Origin of the sequence: Bradyrhizobium sp. 157, from assembly GCF_023073815.1 — a bacterium.
Taxonomy (GTDB): Bacteria; Pseudomonadota; Alphaproteobacteria; order Rhizobiales; family Xanthobacteraceae; genus Bradyrhizobium.
Window position 1 is genome coordinate 29,049 of record NZ_JADPKF010000033.1, and the last position, 21,641, is coordinate 50,689.

At 63.9% G+C, this 21,641-nt stretch carries 20 protein-coding genes; 10 read left to right on the forward strand and 10 right to left on the reverse strand.

All coding sequences use genetic code 11. The annotated features are described in order from the left end of the window. The first annotated feature begins 20 nt into the window (after positions 1–20). The 3 genes from IVA95_RS07325 (at position 21) to IVA95_RS07335 (ending at position 3,337) form a co-directional block, all read left to right on the forward strand. Positions 21–1,370, forward strand: coding sequence for an extracellular solute-binding protein (locus tag IVA95_RS07325; protein ID WP_247509899.1), 1,350 nt, complete (start codon positions 21–23; stop codon positions 1,368–1,370). A 118-nt stretch (positions 1,371–1,488) separates the two neighbouring features. Then, positions 1,489–2,445: a sugar ABC transporter permease gene (locus tag IVA95_RS07330; RefSeq protein ID WP_247509900.1), complete on the forward strand. Its 957-nt coding sequence runs from the start codon at positions 1,489–1,491 to the stop codon at positions 2,443–2,445. Beyond that, positions 2,438–3,337: a carbohydrate ABC transporter permease gene (locus tag IVA95_RS07335; protein WP_247509901.1), complete on the forward strand. Its 900-nt coding sequence runs from the start codon at positions 2,438–2,440 to the stop codon at positions 3,335–3,337. The genes IVA95_RS07330 and IVA95_RS07335 overlap by 8 nt, the downstream gene beginning before the upstream one ends. 23 nt (positions 3,338–3,360) lie before the next feature. On the opposite strand, the gene IVA95_RS07340 is transcribed toward IVA95_RS07335, so the two are convergent. From IVA95_RS07340 to IVA95_RS07365, 6 genes are all read right to left on the reverse strand, one after another. After that, positions 3,361–4,185, reverse strand: coding sequence for an energy transducer TonB (locus IVA95_RS07340; RefSeq protein WP_247509902.1), 825 nt, complete (start codon positions 4,183–4,185; stop codon positions 3,361–3,363). A gap of 5 nt (positions 4,186–4,190) precedes the next feature. After that, positions 4,191–4,634, reverse strand: coding sequence for a TonB system transport protein ExbD (gene exbD, locus IVA95_RS07345; protein WP_247509903.1), 444 nt, complete (start codon positions 4,632–4,634; stop codon positions 4,191–4,193). Positions 4,635–4,637: 3 nt separating this feature from the next. Continuing rightward, complete coding sequence (gene exbB / locus IVA95_RS07350; RefSeq protein ID WP_247510051.1) at positions 4,638–5,363, reverse strand: tonB-system energizer ExbB; 726 nt, start codon at positions 5,361–5,363, stop codon at positions 4,638–4,640. Between the two features lie 91 nt (positions 5,364–5,454). Continuing rightward, on the reverse strand, positions 5,455–5,970 hold the full coding sequence (hutX, locus tag IVA95_RS07355; protein ID WP_247509904.1) for a heme utilization cystosolic carrier protein HutX: 516 nt from the start codon (positions 5,968–5,970) through the stop codon (positions 5,455–5,457). 14 nt (positions 5,971–5,984) lie between these two features. Then, positions 5,985–6,320 carry an antibiotic biosynthesis monooxygenase gene (locus IVA95_RS07360; RefSeq protein WP_213248275.1) on the reverse strand — a complete coding sequence of 112 codons (336 nt, stop codon included), beginning with the start codon at positions 6,318–6,320 and terminating at the stop codon, positions 5,985–5,987. Between the two features lie 135 nt (positions 6,321–6,455). Beyond that, positions 6,456–8,810, reverse strand: coding sequence for a TonB-dependent hemoglobin/transferrin/lactoferrin family receptor (locus tag IVA95_RS07365; RefSeq protein ID WP_247509905.1), 2,355 nt, complete (start codon positions 8,808–8,810; stop codon positions 6,456–6,458). 261 nt (positions 8,811–9,071) lie between these two features. Between IVA95_RS07365 and IVA95_RS07370 the strand changes: the two genes are divergently transcribed. The 5 genes from IVA95_RS07370 to IVA95_RS07390 all read left to right on the forward strand — a co-directional run bounded on the left by IVA95_RS07370 (position 9,072) and on the right by IVA95_RS07390 (position 13,600). After that, positions 9,072–9,278, forward strand: coding sequence for a hemin uptake protein HemP (locus IVA95_RS07370; RefSeq protein ID WP_213248271.1), 207 nt, complete (start codon positions 9,072–9,074; stop codon positions 9,276–9,278). A 19-nt stretch (positions 9,279–9,297) separates the two neighbouring features. Further along, positions 9,298–10,248, forward strand: a complete 951-nt coding sequence (locus IVA95_RS07375) for a hemin ABC transporter substrate-binding protein (RefSeq protein WP_247509906.1) — start codon at positions 9,298–9,300, stop codon at positions 10,246–10,248. After that, on the forward strand, positions 10,245–11,336 hold the full coding sequence (locus tag IVA95_RS07380) for an iron ABC transporter permease (protein ID WP_247509907.1): 1,092 nt from the start codon (positions 10,245–10,247) through the stop codon (positions 11,334–11,336). The genes IVA95_RS07375 and IVA95_RS07380 overlap by 4 nt, the downstream gene beginning before the upstream one ends. Beyond that, on the forward strand, positions 11,333–12,133 hold the full coding sequence (locus IVA95_RS07385; protein WP_247509908.1) for a heme ABC transporter ATP-binding protein: 801 nt from the start codon (positions 11,333–11,335) through the stop codon (positions 12,131–12,133). The genes IVA95_RS07380 and IVA95_RS07385 overlap by 4 nt, the downstream gene beginning before the upstream one ends. 114 nt (positions 12,134–12,247) lie before the next feature. Next, positions 12,248–13,600: an esterase-like activity of phytase family protein gene (locus IVA95_RS07390; protein ID WP_247509909.1), complete on the forward strand. Its 1,353-nt coding sequence runs from the start codon at positions 12,248–12,250 to the stop codon at positions 13,598–13,600. Positions 13,601–13,751: 151 nt separating this feature from the next. On the opposite strand, the gene IVA95_RS07395 is transcribed toward IVA95_RS07390, so the two are convergent. Further along, on the reverse strand, positions 13,752–14,612 hold the full coding sequence (locus IVA95_RS07395) for a hypothetical protein (protein WP_247509910.1): 861 nt from the start codon (positions 14,610–14,612) through the stop codon (positions 13,752–13,754). Between IVA95_RS07395 and IVA95_RS07400 the strand changes: the two genes are divergently transcribed. Continuing rightward, entirely contained in the window at positions 14,556–15,479 is a 924-nt protein-coding gene (locus tag IVA95_RS07400) for an alpha-ketoglutarate-dependent dioxygenase AlkB (RefSeq protein ID WP_247509911.1), read from the forward strand. The two genes, IVA95_RS07395 and IVA95_RS07400, sit on opposite strands and share 57 nt — an antisense overlap. Before the next feature lie 55 nt (positions 15,480–15,534). After that, positions 15,535–16,767, forward strand: coding sequence for a DUF763 domain-containing protein (locus tag IVA95_RS07405; protein WP_247509912.1), 1,233 nt, complete (start codon positions 15,535–15,537; stop codon positions 16,765–16,767). 152 nt (positions 16,768–16,919) lie between these two features. On the opposite strand, the gene IVA95_RS07410 is transcribed toward IVA95_RS07405, so the two are convergent. From IVA95_RS07410 to IVA95_RS07420, 3 genes are all read right to left on the reverse strand, one after another. Next, positions 16,920–18,581 (reverse strand): mucoidy inhibitor MuiA family protein, encoded by a 1,662-nt coding sequence (locus IVA95_RS07410; RefSeq protein ID WP_247509913.1) that lies wholly within the window; start codon positions 18,579–18,581, stop codon positions 16,920–16,922. 152 nt (positions 18,582–18,733) lie between these two features. Beyond that, positions 18,734–20,323 (reverse strand): phosphoglycerate dehydrogenase, encoded by a 1,590-nt coding sequence (serA, locus tag IVA95_RS07415; protein ID WP_247509914.1) that lies wholly within the window; start codon positions 20,321–20,323, stop codon positions 18,734–18,736. Between the two features lie 130 nt (positions 20,324–20,453). Beyond that, entirely contained in the window at positions 20,454–21,626 is a 1,173-nt protein-coding gene (locus IVA95_RS07420) for a phosphoserine transaminase (protein ID WP_247509915.1), read from the reverse strand. Positions 21,627–21,641: the final 15 nt, after the last annotated feature.

A 21,641-nucleotide genomic window follows, 5' to 3' on the forward strand; every position in this document is an offset into this window, starting at 1 on the left:
CAAAGAACAGGGAGAGAACCATGAGCAACGACATCACCCGTCGTGAAGCACTGGCGTTAGGCGCTTCCGCCGCCGCGCTGGCTGTCACCGGTGCTTCGGCGCAAACCGCATCCACCATCAAAGCCGCCGACGTCCCGCCTCCCAAGTTTGCCATCGAGAAAGGCGCATCCTTGCGCATGTTGCGCCCGGTGCGCTTCGTGCAGGCCGACGAGGATGTGTTCCGCGCCAACGCGGCCAAATTCACCAAGGAGACCGGCGTCGAGGTCAAGGTCGACTTCGTCGGCTGGGAAGATATCAGCCAGCAGACCGCGGTGACCTCGAATTCCGGCGCCGGCCCCGACATCATCATCGGCTTCTCCGACGCGCCGCACATCTATATCGACAAGCTGGTCGAGCTCACCGACGTGGCCGACTATCTCGGCAAGCGCTACGGTGGCTGGCAGCCGCTGGCGCAAAAATACGGCAAGCGCAACAAGAGCGACGCTTGGATCGGCTTGCCGTTCGGCGCCACCGCCGGCCCCCTGATCTACCGCAAATCGGTGCTGCAATCGGTCGGCTTCGACAAGGTGCCGGAAGATCATGCCGGAATTCTCGACTTGTGCCGCAAGCTGCAGAAGGCCGGCAAGCCGGCCGGCTTCGCGCTCGGCAATGCCAAGGGCGACGGCAACGGTTTTGCCAACTGGGCGCTGTGGTCGCACAACGCGTCCCTGCTCGATGAAGAAGGCAATGTCGTCATCAACAGCAAGGAAACCATCGCCGCGCTGAACTGGGTCAAGGAGCTGTACCCGACTTTCATCGCCGGCACGCCGTCGTGGAACGACGTCAGCAATAACCGCGCCTACTCCTCGCAGGAAATATCGCTGACCGCCAACGGCGTCTCGCTGTATTTCTCGCTGAAGAATGATCCGGCGACGCGCGCGATCGCCGAGGACAGCGAGCATCAGCTTTTGCCGAAGGGCCAGGCCAAGATTTCACCGATGGCGGGGCTGACGCTGAACGCGATGCTGTTCAAGCACAGTCCGTATCCGAACGCGGCAAAGGCATTCCTGCAGTTCATGCTCGAAAAGGAACAATACGAGCCGTGGCTCAACGCCAACTCGGGCTATTGGTCGCAGCCGCTCGCCGCCTACGCCGACGCCGCGGTGTGGTCCAGCGATCCCAAGGTCGCGATCTTCAAGAATACCATGAACAGCTCCTACTACGACGGCTACAAGGGTCCGATCTCGACCGCGACCGGAGCCGTCAGCGCGGATTACGTGCTGATCCAGATGTGCGCCGCGGTTGCGACCGGCGCCTCGACGCCGGAAACCGCGGCCGCGGAAGCGGAGCAGCGCTGCAAGCGATACTTCCGGCGCCAGGGGCGCGGCTGAACCGCAAATCTGGTCACCGTCATTGCGAGCGAAGCGAAGCAATCCATAGCACCACAAAGGAGGAGTGGATTGCTTCGTCGCTCCGCTCCTCGCAATGACGACGGTGAATGAGCATTCAATGTCCGTAACAACTCTACCATCGCGCGGCATGGCGCTCCGGCAACCTAGCTGGATCGCGCGCCTGTTCGACTACAAGCCGTTCCTGATCGTGATGTGCCTTGCGCCGGCGATCGGGTTGTTGACGGTGTTTCTCACCTACCCGCTCGGTCTCGGCGTCTGGCTCGCCTTCACCGACACCACGATCGGCCAGCGCGGCATCTTTATTGGCCTCGAGAACTTCCAGTATCTGCTCAAGGATCCGCTGTGGTGGAACGCGGTGTTCTACAGCGTCTTCTACACGGGGATCGCGACCATCGGGAAATTCGCGCTCGGCTTCTGGCTGGCGCTGTTGCTCAACAACCACTTTCCGCTCAAGAGCCTGTTGCGCGCCATCGTGTTGCTGCCGTGGATCGTGCCGACGGTGCTGTCGGCGCTGGCGTTCTGGTGGATCTACGATCCGCAGTTTTCGATCATTTCCTATCTCCTGGTCGACGTGCTGCACATCCGCACCACCTATATCGATTTCCTCGGCACGGCCTGGCCGGCGCGCTTCTCGCTGATCGTGGCCAACATCTGGCGCGGCATCCCCTTTGTGGCGATCTCGCTTCTGGCGGGCCTGCAGACCATCTCGCCCTCGCTGTATGAGGCGGCGATGCTGGACGGCGCCAGCGCCTGGCAACGCTTCCGTTACATCACCTTCCCGATGATGATGCCTATCCTGGCGATCGTGATGACGTTCTCGATCATCTTCACCTTCACCGACTTCCAGCTCGTCTACGCCATCACCCGCGGCGGGCCGGTCAACTCCACGCATCTCTTGGCGACGCTCGCGTTCCAGCGCGGCATCGCCGGCGGCGAGCTCGGCGAGGGTGCGGCGATCGCGGTGTCGATGATCCCGTTCCTCGTGTTCGCGACGTTGTTCAGCTACTTCGGCCTCGCGCGCCGCAAATGGCAGCAGGGAGAAGCCAATGACTGACGCAGCTGCCCAACAATCGACCAACGTCGCCAGCGCCACGCCGGATACGATGTCGTGGGATTCCCGCGCGCGGCGGGTGATGATGATTTACCTGCCGCTGTCATGCTTCGTGCTGATCCTGCTGTTCCCGTTCTACTGGATGGCGATCACCTCGTTCAAACCGAACGCCGAGCTTCTGAACTACAAGGAGCACAATCCGTTTTGGATCTCCTCGCCGACGCTCGCCCATATCAAGCATTTGCTGTTCAACACCGCCTATCCGACCTGGCTGAAGACCACGATGTTCGTGGCGATCGGCTCCACCTTCCTGTCGCTGTTCGCCTCGACGCTTGCTGCTTACGCGATAGAGCGCTTGCGCTTCCGCGGCAGCCCTTACGTGGGCCTCGGCATCTATCTCGCCTATCTGGTGCCGCCCTCGATCCTGTTCATTCCACTTGCCACCGTGATCGTCCAGTTCGGCCTGTTCGACTCACCGATGGCGCTGATCCTGGTGTATCCGACCTTCCTGGTACCGTTCTGCACCTGGCTATTGATCGGCTACTTCAAGTCGATTCCCTACGAGCTCGAGGAATGCGCGCTGGTCGATGGCGCGACACGGCTGCAGATCCTTCGCCGGATCACGCTGCCGCTCGCCGTGCCCGGCCTGATCTCGGCCGGCATCTTCTCCTTCACGCTGTCGTGGAACGAGTTCATCTACGCACTCGCCTTCATCCAGAGCGGCGCCAACAAGACGGTGCCGGTCGCAATCCTGACCGAGCTCGTCACCGGCGACGTCTACCAATGGGGTGCGCTGATGGCGGGCTCACTGCTCGGCTCGCTGCCAGTCGCGCTGTTTTATTCGCTGTTCGTGGACTACTACGTGTCGTCGCTGACAGGCGCGGTGAAGGAGTAAGGCACTGCCGCGTGCGCCCCGCGCTAGTTGGGCTTGAACTCCACCGGAACGTTAATGGGCATCGTCGCGTAATTGATTTCGGGCGGAAATGCAGGGAATGGCTGAGCTTGGCGAACCAATGCCATCGCCAGAGCATCGAACGCAGGAACTCCCGAAGAGCCGCCGACGCGGCTCGACAGTACCTGACCGCCGCGGCCCAGCGTGAAGGACAATCTGACGACGCCGCGCTGGCCGTTGCCGCCGGATGGATATTTATGGAAGCGCAGCAAATGCGCGCGGACCCGCTGAGTGTAGGTCGCCATCGCTGAGGCAGAGGCACCGGCGCTGATCGCCGATGCGGCAGGCGCCTGACGCTCGGCGCGTGGCGGCGCACTGGTTCGCGGCGCCGGTGGCGCCTCCGAAGGCTTCTTGGCGTCTGGCCGGACGATTTTCGGCTTCACGGGTAGCGGCTTCTGCTCGGGGACGATCTTCGCCGGCTCGGGCTTTTCCGGCGTCGGCTGCTGCTTCTGCTCCGGCGGCGCAACGACTTCCGGCTTCTCCTGCGGCGGAGTCGGCGCGATCTGCTCCCGCACGGCCTCTGCGGCCGCGGGCTCGGGCGGCGACGCGTCCGCCTGCTGCATCTCAGGTCCCGGCATCATGTCCATTGGCGCCGCCTCTGGCGACGACGTGACGGGCGCCAGATCGACCATGATGGCGGGCATCGCCACGCCGGGCTCCGGCCGCTGGGTGTACCAGTTCATGGCCAACGCCATCAGCGCGACATGCGCGGCAACGATCGCCATCGCCGAAACTCCCCAGCGCCGGACAACGGCCGGGTCGGAGACATCATGCAGGGCGAACGCGTTCATGGCAGTCAAGTGCGTCCGTCAAGGCCGACCAGCGCGATCTTGAGATAGCCGGCGTTGCGCAGAAGGTTCATCACCTCCATCAGGTCGCCATAGCTGACCGCCTTGTCGGCGCGCAGAAAGATGCGCTCGTCCTTTTTCCCCTGCGTGGCGCTGTCGAGCGTGGAAGTCAGCACGTCGCGCGCAATGACGTCCTCGCCAACCGCGACCGACAGGTCCGGTTTCACCGTGACGAACACCGGCTTGTCCGGGCGCGGCGACGGCTCGACGGCGCTCGCCGGGAGATCGACACCGAGATCGACGGTTGCGAGCGGAGCGGCGACCATGAAGATGATCAGCAGTACCAGCATCACGTCGATGAACGGCGTGACGTTGATCTCGTGCGCCTCGACAAGATCGTCGCCACCGCCGCGCGCCCGTCCGCCGACTGTTCGACCGAGCTTCGCGCCCATCGCCTACTCCGCAGCGCGCGCAAGACGGAACGAACCGCGGTCGCCCTCGCGGCTGATCAGGAGCAGCACCAGCGCCGAGGCATCGCCGAGCAGCGCGCGATGGGCTGAAATCGTGCGGGTCAGATGATTGTAGATCACGACCGCAGGGATCGCCGCGACCAGACCGAGCGCGGTCGCCAGCAACGCTTCCGCGATACCGGGGGCGACCACGGCAAGGTTGGTGGTCTTCGCTTCGGAAATGCCGATGAACGAGTTCATGATGCCCCACACCGTCCCGAACAGGCCGACGAACGGCGCGGTGGCGCCGATGGTCGCGAGCACGCCGGTGCCTCGCGCGATCTGCCTGGACATCGCCGCCTCGACCCGCTCCAGCCGCAGCGCGACCCGTTCCTTGAGGCCGTCGTCGAAATGACCGCCGGAGAGGCTGGCCTCGCGGGCGGCGGACTGAATGATCTGCGCCACGGCGTCCTTGCCGCCGCGGGTTTCCTGCTCGGCCTTGGCCAGTACCGTATCAGTTTCAAGCATGGTCAGCCGCCGCCTGGCGGTCGCCGTCTTGCGGCGGATTTCGACGGTCTTGGCCAGCCAGATCGTCCACGTCACCAGCGAGGCGAAGGCCAAGCCCACCATGACCGCCTGCACAACGATGTCCGCATTCACGAACATGTTCCAGGGCGACAGGTTGCGCGGCAGCAGCGCAACATCGGTGGCGGCGAGCGCCGCGCCCGGCATTCCAGCCACGCCGGCAACACCGCACCAACGGATCATAAGGTTCAGCATCGTTCGCTGCATGATCGTCTCCCGGGCTGACAATGCGGATCGGCTACGCCGCGCGGGCGGACGCGATCCTTTCCGCCAACGCATGAAAGCGCTGCAACTGGTCGCTGCGCAGCGCACGCTGCTCGTCACGGCCGACGAACACCTTGAACATGATGCCGCCGTCGACATTGACGAACGCGATGAAGGCCGACGACTTTCCCATGAAGGGCCGCTCGACAAAAGCGATGGCTCCGCAACGCTCGTGCCGGAGGTGGCCGTGCAGCCCCTTCGGCTGCATCAGGTTGAAGTAGCCGCGGCCGATCTCGCCTGCAGGGATGGCGCCGGTGAATTCGAAGATCGCATCGTCGGTGTGGACGATCAGCGTCACCTCGCCCCATTGCGCCACATCATTCATCGCGGCGGCGAAATCGCCACCGGGGCCGAGGCGCACCATCGATTCAGGCATAGCCTCCAGGACGGCGCGCGGGCTCACTTTCCGCTCCCGCGCCACGTCCTCGATCACTGCTCCTGGATGGTCAGCCATATACGCCTTGAGTTCGGCAAGCTCCGTGCTCAACATGACAGCCCTCCCCGTCACGCGGCGGCGCTGGATTTGCGTTCGCTCAGGATCACTTCGAAACCTTCGAACTTGGGGTGGCCGAGATAGAGGCTTTCGCCGGTCTTGTTGTCGGCGCGGGCGTGGGCGCGGCGAAATTCTTCCGATTTGGTCCAGGCTTCGAATGCCGCCTTGTCGATCCAGACCGTGTGCGACGAGTAGAGCGTGTGATCCTCGGCGACGGGCCCCTTCAGCAGGTGAAACTCGACGAAACCGGCCATGTTGCTGAGATAGGACTCGCGCGTGCGCCACACCGTCTCGAAGGCCGCCTCAGAGCCAATCTTCACCTGGAACCGATTCATCGCGATAAACATTTGAAATCTCCTTGCTGGGTTGCTGGGGTGCGCCTGGCGTACCGTTTGAGTTGGTTAGAAACATGGATGCACCGAAGCCGCGCTGGAGCATCAGCGCGGCCCGGTGCAACTTGACTGGTTTGTCAGCTCGTCGAACTAAGCTCCGCCAAAGTGAATTTTCAATCCAGCCTTGTAGACCCTGCCCGGTCCGGGGCTCGACCACAGCACATCATTTTGGTTGGTGCCGTCGGTGGAACTGCCGGGGATGGCGTAGGGCCGATAGTACTGGTTCAACAGATTGTCGATCGACGCCGTGAACATAATGTCCTTTGTCGCATGCCAGGTCATGTACAGCTTGACCAGCTCATACCCGGTCGCGGGCAGATAGCCGGCGGGTACGTCGTTGTTGGCACCGAACGAGGACCACTGTGCCGCCAGGATCAGCCTGCGATCGAGCAGCCGCACGCCGCCGGTCGTGGTGATCTTGCGCGGCGTGATGGTCGCCAGCCCGATATTGGTCGCGACGTTCTTGCCGCGGATCAAATGGCCGGCGACGCCGACATACCACAGACCCGCGTCATACATCGTCTCGGCCTCGATGCCCTCGATCCGGGCCTGCGCGATGTTCTGGTACTGATAGAATCTCGGGAACGAGCCGAACGGCGGTACCGCCGTCAGTCCGAACGGGACGAGGTCGATGTAATCGCTGACGTCGTTGCGGAACACGTTGAACTTGCCGCGGAAGCTGTCATCGGCAGCAAAGATGCCGTCATATTTCAGGTTGAGGCCGACTTCCTTGTTCTTGCCGACCTCCGGCCGCAGGCCCGCGTTGGGCAGGAAACAGAACAGGCCGGTCGTGCCGTCCGGGCAATTGAAAAACGCCGGGCCGCCGCCGGTGGCGTGTGCACCCGAGATCAGCGTCTCCGTGATCGAGGGCGCGCGGTAGCCTTCGGCATAGCTGACATAGGGCGTAAAGCCCGCCACCGGCGTCACGCCAATGGTCATCTTGGGCGAGAAGCGGTCGCCGCCGCCGGAGGTTGCCACTAACGGCGAATGCAGGTCGTAGCGGTCATAGCGGATCGCGCTGATCACCTCGAGCCAGGTCGAATAATTCTGCTTCAACTGCGCAAATCCGCCGGAAACGGTGCGCAGGCCGCTGGGCGTCGTGATGTTGGAATTGCCGCGGCTGTCGAAGGTTTTCACGTCATCCTGAAACGCATCGAGTCCGAGCGTGACCGCGTTGCGCCAGTCCCCGACATTGAACCGGGTTGTGTTGTGGACGTCGATCCCGAGCGTGTCGAGCACGTAGCCGCGCTTGTCGCCGACACAACCGGAGATGTTGTTGCCGACGTTGCCAGGGCCGCAAAAAGCCGCGCCGCTTGCGCTGTTATGATATGTCTTCGTCTGGTCGTTGTCGGTACGATTGCCGTACAGCGACATACTCCAGTCCCATAGATTGTCGTCCGGCCTGCTGTATTTCCAGCTCAGCGTACCCATATAGTTCTTCGCGTCCGACGCATAGACCGACGAACCCTGGAATAGCGCGCGTTGCGCCGCGGTCAGCACCGGTCCGCGATTGAACTGGCCGATGCTGTATTGGTAATCCTGGAATACGCCGCCGAGCTTGATCTCGTGTCCTTCGGCGGGGCGTACGGTAACCTTCATCAATCCAGCAGTAAGCTCGTTGCCGGTATTGCTGATCTCAGTGCCGTTGCCGTCCTTGTAATTGCCCTGCGTGCGATAAACCGCGCCGCCGAAGATGTCGACGTTAGGGTCGGCGCGCACACCGCCGAAGATCGAGCCAAGGCCGCGGTCCTTGTTGGTGCCGTAGGAGCCCGTCATATCGACGCCCCAGCGCTCACCCGGGCGCACCACGTCGTCGATGTCCTTGGTGCGGAACGAGACCACGCCGCCGATCGCGCCGGAGCCGTAGATGTTCGCGGTGGGGCCGCGCACGATGTCGACGCCGCCGACCAGTTCGGGATCGAGGAAGAACGAGCCGTTGGCGTTGTGGCCGGTGCGCTGGTAGTTCTGCCGCGCGCCATCGACGACGACGGCAACACGGCCGAAATCCTGCAGGCCGCGAATGTTGATGACGGTCGAGGGATCGTCGCCGCGCTCCTGGAACGATACGCCGGGCACGCTATAGAAGACGTCGGACAGCCGGTTGGGCTGCAGGCCCTGGATCTGATCCATCGACACAGAACTGACCGGCGCCAGTGCGTCGATGGCGCGCTCGTTGGTCTTGGTCGCGACAGCCGTAATCGTATCGAGCGACTGCACCGGCGCGGCTCCAATCTGCGCCCGCGCATTCATCGCCGGCGCCGTTGCCTGCTGCTCCTGCGGCGGCTTCGCCGGCTTGCGCCGCGACTGCTTCTGCCGCTCGGACGCGCCGCTTGCGGCCTGCGTATCCGCCGTCTGCGCATTGCCGGCTTCCCCGACCAGCAATGCAATTGAAAACACCGACGCGCCCAACAAGAGGGCGCGCGAAATCCCAGCCCCGTCAGCCATACAACCCCAGCCCCGATATCTGTTCTTTTGGGTCTGGCTGGCGGGCGCTACGCGTAACTTGCGAGCTGCTTGCTGGCTGCCACATTCAGGATGCAGGCATTGTGCCAGCATCGCATCATGCTTGGTTACGTGGCGGTTTCCGGGCGGTCAAGAACCGCATCAGGCACTTTATATGAATTGTAAAGTGCAGCGGTTGGATTGCGGCCCCGCCCAACTATACAAGCATAGATCGATTGAATTTTTCGGGGCACCAAAGCACAAATGTCCGCAGCAACAGGAGACAAGCTCGGAGCCGCCCGGACGCAAGCCGGCAGTCCCGCTTCCGCAGCCAGATCGCTTGCCATCAGCGGTAACCGGATCGACAGCCGCGAACTGTTCGCCACCGAGCGCGAAATCATCATCGCGCATGGCGAGGAGCATTATCGCCTTCGGCTGACGTCGCAGAACAAGCTGATCCTGACCAAGTGACCGACCTGGTGAACCGGCAATGACAGTTTGTCGTACGCTCGCAGTGTCGGCCGCCGCGGGCTGCTTCCTGCTTAGCGGCGTCGCGCTCGCTGCGGGCATTACGGTGCATGACGCCCGCAATCGCGATGTCACGATCGGTGATCCCGCGCGGATCGTCTCGATCGGCGGCGCGATCACGGAAATTCTCTATGCGCTCGGTTTCGAGGACCGCCTCGTTGGCGTCGACTCGACCAGCCTCTATCCGGCCGCGGCGCGCGAGAAACCGGATGTCGGCTACATGCGCCAGCTTTCGGCCGAGGGCGTGCTCGGGCTCAACCCCTCCCTGGTGCTGGCGGCGCAAGGGTCCGGGCCGAAGGAAACCATGGACGTGCTGGAAGCCGCCAAGGTGCCGCTGGTGCTGGTGCCTGAAACCTTTTCGGAAGCAGGCCTGCTCGACAAGATTAAGTTGGTCGGCCACGCCATGGGCGCGGACGAGCGCGCCGAATGCCTGACCGCGGCGGTGTCGGACGATTTGGCGCAACTGCGCGAGCTGCGCGCCAAGGTGACGAAGCCGGTGCGCGTGATGTTCGTGATGTCGCTGTTGAACGGCCGGGCGATGGCCGCCGGAAAGAACACCGCGGCAAACGAGATCATCGCGCTTGCCGGCGGTGTCAACGCGATCGACGGCTACGAGGGCTACAAGATCATCAACGACGAGGCGATCGTCGCGGCGAAGCCCGACGTGGTGCTCTCGATCCAACGCGGCAAGGATTCCGTGGTCGCGGAGACGGTGTATCTTCATCCGGCCTTCGCGCTGACCCCTGTTGCGGCGAACAAGACCTTCATCTCCATGGAAGGCCTCTATCTGCTCGGCTTCGGGCCGCGCACGGCGGCCGCCGCCCGCGATCTCTCGATCAAGCTCTATCCGGCGCTGGCGCCGCAGGCCGAGACATTCAAGCCTGCGGCACTCACCGCCGATTGCCGGAAATGACCGTCCTGACCGAGGCTAGCGCCAGGCGCCGCAGCGGATACGCGTTGCGCCCTCCCGCCTCGCTGACCCTCATCTGCCTTTTCGCCGCGCTGGCGGGTGCGGCGCTGATCGCGCTGACGGTTGGCGCCGCCGGAATTCCGCTGACGCGGCTGCCGGCCGCACTCGGCCTGTGGGGCGACGCCGCGGGCGGGCCCAGCCTCGCGCGCGACCAGCTTGTGCTGTGGTCGATCCGTATTCCACGGATCGGCGCGGCAGCAATGATTGGCGCGCTGCTAGCGGCATCGGGAGCCATCATGCAGGGGCTGTTTCGCAACCCCCTCGCCGACCCCGCGCTGGTCGGCGTTTCCTCCGGCGGTGCGCTGGCGGCCGCGGCTGCGATCGTCTTCACCGACAGCCAGATCGGCCAGAACTTCCGCTTCATGCAGCATCAGTTGCTACCGATCGCGGCCTTCGCCGGGTCGCTCGCGACCACCGTCATCCTTTATTCGATCGCGAGCCGCTCGGGGCGGACGTCGATCGCGATTTTCCTGCTGGCCGGCATTGCCATCGCCGCCATCGCCAATGCCGGCATCGGGCTCCTCGTATTCATCGCCGACGATCGCCAGTTGCGCGACATCACGTTCTGGCTATTGGGCTCGCTGAGCGGCGCGACCTGGCCCAAGCTCGCCACGCTGGCGCCGGTGCTGGGGTGTGCCGCGATCGCCTGCCTCTCCATCTCGCGCGGACTCGACGTGCTGGTGCTCGGCGAAGCCGAGGCGTTCCATAGCGGCGTCGACGTCGAGCGGCTGAAGCGGATTTCGATTGTGCTGGTGTCGGCAATGACGGGCGTGGCGGTTTCGGTCTGCGGCGTCGTCGGCTTTATCGGCATCGTGGTGCCGCATCTGTTGCGGCTGGTGATCGGGCCGGCGCACCGCTTGTTGTTGCCCGCTTCCATGCTGCTCGGCGCGGTGCTGCTGGTGGGCGCCGATACGCTGGCCCGCACCATCGTCGCGCCCGCGGAAATGCCGATCGGCATCCTGACGGCCGCAATCGGCGCGCCATTCTTTCTGGCCATGCTGCTCCGCCAGCGCGGGCTGGTTTCGCTATGACCGCCATTCTCGAAGCGAAATCGGTTTCGATGGTCGTTGGCGGCGCCACGCTGGTCGATGGCATTGATCTTTGCGTCGCTCCCGGCGAGATGGTTGCGATCGTCGGCCCGAACGGTGCCGGCAAATCGACGCTGCTGCGGATGCTGTCCGGCGATCTCCGCCCGACGCGCGGCCAGATCAGGCTGAAGCAGCGCGACATCCACCTCTATGCGCCGCGTCAGCTCGCTTATCACCGCGCGATGCTGTCGCAGCATGTCAACGTCACCTTCCCGTTCACGGTCGAGGAGATCGTCCATATGGGCGCGGGTGATGCCGGCCGCGCCGCCGCGCAGCGGCTGGTCGATGCGGCGCTCGGTGAGGTCGATCTGGCGCATTTCAGCCAGCGGCAATTACCGACGCTCTCCGGCGGCGAACAGCAGCGCGCGCATTTCGCCCGCGTGCTGGTGCAGCTCGCCTGCGGCGAGGCGCAGCATGGGCCGGGCCTCCTGCTGCTGGACGAGCCGACCTCTAGCCTCGACATGCGCCATCAGATCGACCTTGTAGAAACCGCAAAGCGGCGCGCGCAGAACGGCACGGCCGTTATCGCCGTGCTGCACGACCTCAATCTCGCCATGCGCTTCGCCGACCGGATCGTGCTCTTGCATCGCGGCCGGCTCGCCGTCGACGGTGGTCGAGCTGACGCGATCACGGCCGAGACCATCCGCCGGATTTTTGAGGTGGATGTGAAGATCGACTATACCGATCAGGGCGTGCCGTTCCTGCTGCCGCAGACCATGCGGCCGGCTGCAACGCAGTAACACCTAAACCGCAGCCTTATCCAACGCCGTTACGCGGCTTTCACAAAACTGTCAGCCGGCTGTAACAGCCGCTGCGCAAGACACTCCGCATCGCCATTCTACAGGAGATCCGCCATGCGCGTGTCATTGCTCTGCTCCGTCGCGTCCATGTTTCTGGCCGGCGCTGCCTTCGCCCAAGGTGAAGGCGAATTTCCCGCCACGCTGAAGGGCCACGCCGTGCTGCCGGCGCAGAGCTTTATCGAGGCGCCCGCTGATGCGCCTGACGATCTCAAGACATCCGGCAAATACACCACCGGCCGCCGCGTCGACGCTGTGGGCACTGTGATGGGCAAATCCTACGAACGCCCGACCGGCGTATCGCTGCCGTTCAAGGGACAGCCGCTGCAGGGCCATTCCGGCATCAAGGTGATGGCTGATGGTTCGTTCTGGGTGCTTACCGACAACGGCATGGGCTCGCGCTACAACTCGGCCGACTCGATGCTCTATCTCAACCGGCACAAGATCGACTGGGCGAGCGGCAAGATCGAGCGGCAGGAAACCGTCTTCCTGCACGATCCCGACAAGAAGGTGCCATTCCGCATTCTCCATGAAGACACTGCCAAGCGCTATCTCACCGGCGCGGATTACGATACCGAAGGCTTTCAGATTATCGGCGACACCTTCTGGATCGGCGACGAGTTCGGACCCCATGTGCTGAAGGTCGACAAGACCGGCAAGGTCCTGGCGGTGTTCGAAACCAGCGCCGACGGCAAACCGGTGCGCTCGCCCGATCACTGGTCGGTGCAGTCGCCGGCAGCTCCAGGCGCAAGCTACACCACGGTCAATTTGCGCCGCTCCAAAGGCTATGAAGGCTTTGCCGCTTCGAAGGACGGCAAGTTCCTCTACGGGCTGCTGGAAGGCCCGCTGTGGGATGCCGAGAAGAAGGACGTTGAAAAGGTCGACGGCAAGGAAGCCGCGCGGATCCTCGAATTCGACGTCGCGGCCGAAAAATTTACCGGCCGCTACTGGCACTACGTATTCGAGCAGAACGGCCACGCCATCGGCGACTTCAACATGATCGACGCTTCAAACGGCCTGATCATCGAGCGCGACAATGGCGAGGGCACCGCAGACAAAGCCTGCCCGGCCGGCCAGCGCGGCGAGAACTGCTTCGCCGACCTCGCAAAGTTCAAGCGCGTCTACAAGGTCGAACTCTCCGACGCCAATGTCGGCAAGCCGGTGCGCAAGATCGCCTATATCGACCTGATGAAGATCCGTGATCCCGACAAGAAGGCGCGCAAGCCGCTCAATGACGGCGTGCTGACCTTTCCGTTCTTCACCATCGAGAACGTCGATCGCGTCGACGAGGCGCATATCATCGTCGGCAACGACAACAATTTGCCGTTCTCGTCGAGCCGCGATCCCAACAAGGCTGACGATAACGAGTTCGTGCTGCTGGAGGTGGGGGAGTTCTTGAAGGCGAAGTAGGCCGTGGCGTCCAAGCCAATCCCATCTTGAGGAGCGCGAAGCGGGTCTCGAAGGATGAACGGCCCCCCGGTAGCCATCGCCCTTCGAGACGGCCGCAACGCGGCCTCCTCAGGGTAACGGAAAAGCTATAGTGTGCCGGCGCAGTGCCGGGCTACGGCATCACCGTCTTTCGCCGGCTGAGCGCATTCGACCGCTCGATCCACTCTGGCAGCGGCGCACCATCGCGATGCCGTCCGCCGGCGCAAGCTGCGGCCCAGGCAGCCACGGCGCCGAGCAGGATGGCTGTCGCGACCGAGAAGGCGAGAATGATGCTGCTTCGCCGTGATCTCGCAATCGCGGTCTTGGCGCTGGCGACGACGCTATCGACCCGCCGCTCCGCATCGGGCGCGGAAAGGCCCGTGAGCGCGCCGACTTGCTGAATCAGATAGGTGCGGTCGTCCGCGCTGAGCCCGCTGTGGCTCGACGTGGTGAGCAGGATGCGGCCGGCTTCGGCCCGCTCGGCGCTGAGATCGACATTTGGCGCGCGGCGGCTGGCGCGAAACAGCCGGTCCAACTCATAGCTCAAGAGCGGCTCGGCGGTGCTGGCCTGCGCAGGGCCGCGCATCGAAGGTGTCCGGTTGATCGTGGCTGCGCCAATCAGGGCAGCGAGGAGCGCCCCCATGACGACGGCGAGTGCCCAGGCGCCCAGGCCGTGGGCGCCGTCAACATGTTCTGTTTCCTCCGCCGCAGCCGGGCCGGCCGAGAGACGGCTGTGACCGGCGATGTAGCCGCCGAGGCCGAAGCTGAGGACGGCCTGGATAATCAAATAAAGCCCCGACAGGATCGCCAGCGCCGCAGACGCATCACGCCAGGTCGGCGCAGTCGATGTAACTCCGAGACCGATCGTGGCGCCAAACGTCAGCAGCACGGACGAAAACGCCGTCGCCACAAACGCGCCTAGCACGATCGGCGACCATTGCAGCAAACGCGCCGCGACATCGCCGCGCACCGCAGGAGAAGAGACGTTTTCCATCGACCTCTCCATGCGCTAGCGAAGACCAAAGAAGGACAGAACCGCCAGGATTACGACAATGAGACCGACGAGATAGATGAGACCGTGCATGGCTTTCTCCATGTGCCCCGCCGCCATTTCTCAATCGACAATGGGCTTGGATTGGCAAAGTTCCTCCCGCTAGCAGGAAAAACAGGCAATCGACGCGGCGCAGTAGAGGTCTCCCCTTGCCGCGAACGCAATGCCCACTGTCGGACTTTGTCTGCCGCTCTCGCCTCCCCATATTCCGTCCTTACGCAAGGCGCTGGGGACCAAGGGTTGACTGGACAGCTCGCACTATTTCCCGAAGACCGACCCGATGGCCTGCAATACGCGGCCGAATTCGTTTCGCCCTTACTCGAGCGCGAGCTCATTGGGCGGATCTCGGCGCTACCGCTGCAGCCGTTCCAGTTCGGCGTCTTCGAAGGCAAACGCCGGGTGGCGTCGTTCGGGTTCCGCTACGATTACACGCTGCAGCGATTGCAGCCGGCCGAGCCGATTCCCGACTGGCTCCGTCCGCTGATCGAGAAGGTCGAAGCGTATGGCCGGCCGCCGACGCAGATCGCGCAGGTGCTCTGCACCGAATACGAAGTCGGCGTCGGGATCGGCTGGCACCGGGACAAACGGCACTTTGACCGGATTTTCGGCCTTTCGATGGGATCGGCGTGCAGATTCCGCTTCCGGCGCGCGGTCGGCGAAAAATGGCAACGCTACACGCTCGAGGCCGCGCCGCGCTCGCTCTATATGATGTCCGGCGAGTCCCGCGAGGTCTGGGAACACAGCATTCCTCCGGTCGAGGCGAAGCGTTATTCGATCACGTTCCGCACGATGGCTGACCGAAAGAGCTGACAGCGCGGCTTGCCGGTCTGATAAACTGGCCGCCGATTCAGATCCGCAGGAACCGATGGCAAGACGTACCGGCAGCGCCGATTTACCCCTGCATGGCGGGCGCGTACCCGCCTGGCTCGGGGTACGCATGTCCTCGCTCGGCGCCATCATTACCCAGGCGATCGTGCATCATTACGGGCGTGACGAATTCTTAAGGCGGCTATCGCATCCGTTCTGGTTTCAATCGTTCGGCGCTGTGATGGGCATGGACTGGCATTCGTCCGGCATCACCACCAGCGTGATCGGCGCGCTTAAGCGCGGGCTCAAGCCACTGGAGAGTGAGCTTGGGATTCACGTCTGCGGCGGCCGTGGCCAACATTCGCGCAAGACGCCGGACGAGCTTCGCTTGCTCGGCGAACGCACCGGCTTCGACGCTCCCCAATTGGTCCGCGCCAGCCGTCTCGTCGCCAAGGTCGACAGCGCCGCCGTGCAAGACGGCTTCGACCTCTATCTTCACGGCTTTTTCGTTACCGATGACGGCAAATGGACGGTCGTGCAGCAGGGCATGAACGGCGACAAACGGCAGGCGCGGCGTTATCACTGGCATTCAGAGCAACTCGAAAGCTTTGTCGACGAACCGCATAGCGCAATCGATGGCCCGCAGCAGGGCGAGATCGTCAACCTCACCGACCACCGTGCCGGGCGGTCGCGCGCGGCGCAGCTTGAATTGCTGAGCGAGCTGGGGCCGGATGGCATCGCCAATGAACTGGCGATCATCGAACGCAAGGAGCCGGCCCAAGCCTTGCTGCCGCATCTGGTGATGCCGGCGCATCATGATGTCAGGTCGAGCGATGTCTTCAGCCGGCGCCTGCACGGCACGCTCGCCGCCGCTGCCGAGCGCGGGCCGGTCGATTTTCCGGAATTGCTGCTGACGCCCGGCGTCGGCCTGCGCACGGTGCGTTCACTGGCGATGGTTGCCGAAGTGGTCCACGGCGCGCCCTACCGGTTCAGCGACCCGGCGCGCTTCTCGCTGGCGCATGGCGGCAAGGACCGCCATCCCTATGCCGTCCCGATCAAGGTCTATGACGAGACCATCCGCGTGCTGAAGTCGGCGGTGCAGAACGCAAAACTCGGACGCGACGAGGAGATGCAGGCCTTGAAGCGCCTCGACGACCAGTCGCGCCAGCTCGAACGTTCTGCGAAGGGGCCGTCGTTCGACGCGTTCATCTCCGGTGAACGCGCGGCGTCGCCGCAGCTCGGCGGCCGCTCGGTATTTGGATGGGAAGCGGAGTTGAAGGCGGCCAAATGAGCACGGACGCCAGTTCTCCCTCTCCCCGCCCTTTGCGGGGAGAGGGTCGGGGTGAGGGGCTGCTTCCGCATCATCACTACTGTTGAGTTCGCGGAGCGAGCCCCTCACCCCTACCCTCTCCCCGTGAAGAACGGGGAGAGGGAGCCGCAGCCTCAGCCCGCCGGCACCATCACCACGCCCTTGTCCTTGGGCCAGCGTATCCGCCAGGCGAAGTTGATGTCTCGCACTTCGCCCGGCTTGGCCTCGAACGCCCATTCCAGTACGCCGCGCCGCTCGCGCACATTGCTCGCGGTCGGCGGCGTCGTGGACGACAGCATTTCGACCTGGATTTCCTCGTTCTCGCTGACCGGCAACTGATCCTCGATCGCGATCCGGATCGGGAAATCGTGACCGTTGCGCACGGTCGTCTTGAACGCGCGCTCGTCAGTCTTCGACGTCGTCATGATCAGGCCGGCCGATCCCTCGTTGCGCTTGAGAACCGCGCGTTCAATCTTGATCTTGTCGTCGGCGCCGAAGCCGAGCCGCACGGTCTCGTCCTTGGCCGCAGCGGCCATCTGCCCGCGGCCGACGAAGACGCCGTCGCGGTAGATCGCGACGCGTCCCGGCAACAGCGGCGCGTCCTCGTTCTGCTTGAAGCTCGCCTTGAGGAATGCGGTCGGGTCCTTCACCGGGGCGGCGCGGACCGCGAGATCGGGCGCGATAGTCGCGCTGGTGACACGCAGGCTCTTGGCGCCTTCGCTGGCACCGAGGCTGACGCGGCCCGGAATTTTGAACACCACCTGGAAGCCGCTGACTTCCTCCGTGGCCTGTTGCTCCTCGACCTTCCCGCCCAGCGCCTCCGCCATCTTGGGCGCCGGCGCCGCACGCAACAACGTCCTGTTGCTGTCCATCGTACCGCTGGCGGACGCCTGAGGCCGTGGCGTTTGCGGGTACTGCACGATCAGCGGATTGAGCTCAGGCGCGCTGCCGCCACGCGCCGTGCGCACGGTCGAGACGCTGAGCGCGACATTGGACCAGTCCTCGCCGGTAGCCTGCGTGATTTCGGCGCGGCGCACCAGTTCGAGCGCGGGCTTGCGGTCTTTCGCGCCGGTGTCGAGCCGGGCGTCATAGAGCGGCGTCCAGCGCGCGTTGCGCACCGCATAGGTCACCCGCAACGTCGCCTTGGTCGCGGACGCCGCTGCGAGCTCGATCCGCACTTCCAGCTTGCTCGGCGGCTTCTGCGCCTTGTCCTGTTCGAGACCCGCGATCTCGCGGTCGAGTTCGCGCTGCTTGCGCTGGGCATCGCGGATCGCGGCATCGGCGCTGGCAATTTCCTCACCAACCGCCGCAAAGGCCGCCCGCCATTCGGCGATGGGCCGCGCGTCACCCTTGTCGCCGATCCCGGCCGGTGACGCATCCGCAAATCGCTGGGCGAACTTGCGACGCGCGGTGGCCGCATCGATCGCGCCCTGCAGATTGGTCCGCTCGTCCTTCAGCACCTCGATGCGCTTGTCGACTTCGGGCAGGTTGACCGGCGGCGCCGCGCGCGGCGGTTTTGCGTCGATCGCGCCGATCGTGAGTTTTGCGCCCGCCTCACCCTCGACCCGCAGCGACGACGGATCGAGCGTCAGGGGAAAGTCCTTGAGAACAGCGGAATTCTCGCCGGCCGGCAGATCGAGCGTAACGAGGCGCGTTACGCTGGCGCCGTCGGGATAGACAGTGACGGCATCCACCGCCGAGCTCGCGGCGATGTCGGCCGCCTGCCCCGGCACGGCGGCCATCGTCGTCAGAACGACGAGGCTCGTCGTCAAAAAGCTGTTCGCAATCAATCGCATGGATACCCTCCTGAACCGTTCGCCGGATACCGGCGGACAAACAACGCCCACCACTCCCGGTCATGAGACGCGGCGAGGAAGGAATCGGTTCGATCGGGATTTCGCCGCGGCAGCACCGCGGCGAACAATCTTCCCAGAAGGGGATGCGCGTTTTAAAACACCAGCGCCTTGGCCTGCTTCACCTGCGGCAGCGCCTGCACCTTGGCAAGCACGTCGGCCGGCACGGGGCCGTCGATCTCGACCAGTGCGATGGCGTCGCCGCCCTGCTTGACCCGGCCGAGATGGAAGGTGGCGATGTTGATGTTGGCGTCGCCGAGCAGGCCGGCGAAGCTGCCGATGAAGCCGGGCTTGTCCTCGTTGGTGACATAGATCATCGACTTGCCGAACTCGGCATCGACCCGGATGCCCTTGATGTCGACCAGCCGCGGCTTGCCGTCGTGATAGACGGTGCCGGAGACGGAACGCTCCTGCCGTTCGGTGGTGACGGTCACCGTGATCAGGCTTTCGTAGTCGCTCTGCGCCGCGCGTACGATCTCGTCGACCACCATACCGCGCTCCTTCGCGACAACAGGCGCGGAGACTACGTTGACCTCGCCCAGCATCGGGCGCAGCAAGCCCGACAGCACCGCCGAGGTGATTGCCTTGATCTTCATCTCGGCGACGTGTCCCTCATAGGTGATCTGGACTTTGAGGATTCCGCTTTCGGTGAGCTGGCCTGCGAACGAGCCGAGCTTTTCAGCGAGCTCGATGAACGGCTTCAGCTTCGGCGCTTCTTCCGCCGTGATCGACGGAAAATTCACCGCATTCGAAATCGCGCCGGTCAGGAGGTAGTCGGACATCTGCTCGGCGACCTGCAGTGCGACGTTCTCCTGCGCTTCCGTGGTGGAGGCGCCGAGATGCGGCGTGCATATCACGTTGGGATGGCCGAACAGCACGTTCTTGTTAGCGGGCTCCTCGACAAACACGTCGAAGGCCGCGCCGGCGACGTGTTTGGAATTCAGCGCATCGAGCAACGCCTGCTCGTCGACCAGACCGCCGCGGGCGCAGTTGACGATACGAACGCCCTTCTTCATCTTGGCGAGCGCCGCCGCGTCGATGATGTTCCTGGTCTTCTCCGTCAGCGGCGTATGCAGCGTGATGAAGTCGGCGCGCTTGAACAATTCGTCGAGCTCGACCTTCTCGACCCCGATATCCTTGGCGCGCTCCGGCGACAGGAACGGATCAAACGCGACCACCTTCATTTTCAGGCCGAGCGCGCGGTCGGCCACGATCGAGCCGATATTGCCGCAACCAATCACACCCAGCGTCTTGCCGGTGATCTCGACGCCCATGAAGCGGTTCTTCTCCCACTTGCCGGCCTGGGTCGAGGCGTCGGCCTGCGGAATTTCACGCGCCAGTGCCAGCATCAGGGTGATCGCGTGCTCGGCGGTCGTAATCGAGTTGCCGAACGGCGTGTTCATCACGATGATGCCCTTGGCGGTCGCCGCGGGTATCTCGACATTGTCGACGCCGATTCCGGCGCGGCCGATCACCTTCAGCCGCTTCGCCTTGTCGATGATCTTGGCGGTGGCCTTCGTCGCCGAGCGGATCGCCAGACCATCGTAATTGCCGATGATCTCGGCGAGCTTGTCCTTGTCCTTGCCGAGATTGGGTTGGAAGTCGACCTCGACGCCCCGATCCTTGAAGATCTGAACGGCAGCGGGAGACAGCGCGTCGGAAATGAGAACTTTGGGTTTGGTCATTGGGGTGATCCCTTAATGGGCGACAATGTACTGATCTCGTCACCCGCGGGCTTGACCCGCGGGTCCATCTTCTTTTTTTGATGGATGGCCGGGTCAAGCCCGGCCATGACGATGCGATGTGAACGCGAGCTTACGCCGCCTTCGGCAGCGCGGCCTTGGTCTCGGCAAACGCCCAATCGATCCACTGGGTCAGCAGCGCGACGTCGGAGGCTTCCACGGTGGCACCGCACCAGATCCGCAGGCCCGCGGGCGCATCGCGGTAATAGGCGAAGTCGTAACCGGCGGCTTCCTTCTCCACCAGCGCAACCAGCTTCTTGGAGAACTCAGCCTGTGCGTCCGCGGTCAGCGAAGTGATCGCGGGATCGATGAACTTCAGGCACACCGAGGTGTTGGAGCGGATTGACGGGTCCTTGGCCAGGAAGTCGATCCACGGTGTCTTCGCCTTCCAGTCCGACAGCACCTTGGTGTTGGCGTCGGCGCGCGCGATCAGGGCTTTGAGACCGCCGATCGATTTCGCCCAGTTCAGGGCATCGAGATAGTCCTCGACGCACAGCATCGACGGCGTGTTGATGGTCTCGCCCTCGAAGATGCCCTGGTTGAGCTTGCCGCCCTTGGTGAGGCGGAAAATCTTCGGCAGCGGCCAGGCCGGCTTGTAGGTCTCGAGCCGCTCCACCGCACGCGGTGAGAGGATCAGCATGCCGTGCGCCGCCTCGCCGCCCAGCGCTTTCTGCCACGAGAACGTGACCACATCGAGCTTTGCGAAATCGAGTTCTTGCGCAAACGCAGCCGACGTGGCGTCGCAGATCGTGAGACCTTGGCGGTCCGCGCTGATCCAGTCGGCGTTCGGCACGCGCACGCCTGAAGTCGTGCCGTTCCAGGTGAAAACGATGTCGGAGGCCGGATCGGCCTTGCTCAAATCCGGAAGATCGCCATAGCCGGCGTGCAGCTTGGCGACGTCCTTGAGCTTCAACTCCTTGACGATGTCGCTGACCCAGCCCTCGCCGAAGGATTCCCAGGCGATCGTGGTGACGGGGCGCGCACCGAGCAGCGACCACAACGCCATTTCGACCGCGCCGGTATCGGACGCCGGCACAATGCCGATCTTGTAGTCGGCCGGCACTTCCAGCACTTCGCGCGTCAATTCGATCGCGAGCTTGAGCCGCGCTTTACCGATCTTCGCGCGGTGCGAGCGGCCGAGAGCTGCGTCCTTGAGATTTTGGGGATTCCAGCCGGGGCGCTTGGCACAGGGGCCGGAGGAAAAATGCGGCACGTTCGGCCGCGAAGCGGGCTTCGCTACGGTCATAATCTATCCTTCCAG

Excerpts from the sequence above, each read along its gene's own strand:
- IVA95_RS07325 (WP_247509899.1), top strand. The coding sequence starts at position 21 with ATGAGCAACGACATCACCCGTCGTGAAGCACTGGCGTTAGGCGCTTCC.
- IVA95_RS07330 (WP_247509900.1), top strand. The coding sequence starts at position 1,489 with ATGTCCGTAACAACTCTACCATCGCGCGGCATGGCGCTCCGGCAACCT.
- IVA95_RS07335 (WP_247509901.1), top strand. The coding sequence starts at position 2,438 with ATGACTGACGCAGCTGCCCAACAATCGACCAACGTCGCCAGCGCCACG.
- IVA95_RS07340 (WP_247509902.1), bottom strand. The coding sequence starts at position 4,185 with ATGAACGCGTTCGCCCTGCATGATGTCTCCGACCCGGCCGTTGTCCGG.
- exbD (WP_247509903.1), bottom strand. The coding sequence starts at position 4,634 with ATGGGCGCGAAGCTCGGTCGAACAGTCGGCGGACGGGCGCGCGGCGGT.
- exbB (WP_247510051.1), bottom strand. The coding sequence starts at position 5,363 with ATGCCGGGCGCGGCGCTCGCCGCCACCGATGTTGCGCTGCTGCCGCGC.
- hutX (WP_247509904.1), bottom strand. The coding sequence starts at position 5,970 with ATGTTGAGCACGGAGCTTGCCGAACTCAAGGCGTATATGGCTGACCAT.
- IVA95_RS07360 (WP_213248275.1), bottom strand. The coding sequence starts at position 6,320 with ATGTTTATCGCGATGAATCGGTTCCAGGTGAAGATTGGCTCTGAGGCG.
- IVA95_RS07365 (WP_247509905.1), bottom strand. The coding sequence starts at position 8,810 with ATGGCTGACGGGGCTGGGATTTCGCGCGCCCTCTTGTTGGGCGCGTCG.
- IVA95_RS07370 (WP_213248271.1), top strand. The coding sequence starts at position 9,072 with ATGTCCGCAGCAACAGGAGACAAGCTCGGAGCCGCCCGGACGCAAGCC.
- IVA95_RS07375 (WP_247509906.1), top strand. The coding sequence starts at position 9,298 with ATGACAGTTTGTCGTACGCTCGCAGTGTCGGCCGCCGCGGGCTGCTTC.
- IVA95_RS07380 (WP_247509907.1), top strand. The coding sequence starts at position 10,245 with ATGACCGTCCTGACCGAGGCTAGCGCCAGGCGCCGCAGCGGATACGCG.
- IVA95_RS07385 (WP_247509908.1), top strand. The coding sequence starts at position 11,333 with ATGACCGCCATTCTCGAAGCGAAATCGGTTTCGATGGTCGTTGGCGGC.
- IVA95_RS07390 (WP_247509909.1), top strand. The coding sequence starts at position 12,248 with ATGCGCGTGTCATTGCTCTGCTCCGTCGCGTCCATGTTTCTGGCCGGC.
- IVA95_RS07395 (WP_247509910.1), bottom strand. The coding sequence starts at position 14,612 with ATGGAAAACGTCTCTTCTCCTGCGGTGCGCGGCGATGTCGCGGCGCGT.
- IVA95_RS07405 (WP_247509912.1), top strand. The coding sequence starts at position 15,535 with ATGGCAAGACGTACCGGCAGCGCCGATTTACCCCTGCATGGCGGGCGC.
- IVA95_RS07410 (WP_247509913.1), bottom strand. The coding sequence starts at position 18,581 with ATGCGATTGATTGCGAACAGCTTTTTGACGACGAGCCTCGTCGTTCTG.
- serA (WP_247509914.1), bottom strand. The coding sequence starts at position 20,323 with ATGACCAAACCCAAAGTTCTCATTTCCGACGCGCTGTCTCCCGCTGCC.
- IVA95_RS07420 (WP_247509915.1), bottom strand. The coding sequence starts at position 21,626 with ATGACCGTAGCGAAGCCCGCTTCGCGGCCGAACGTGCCGCATTTTTCC.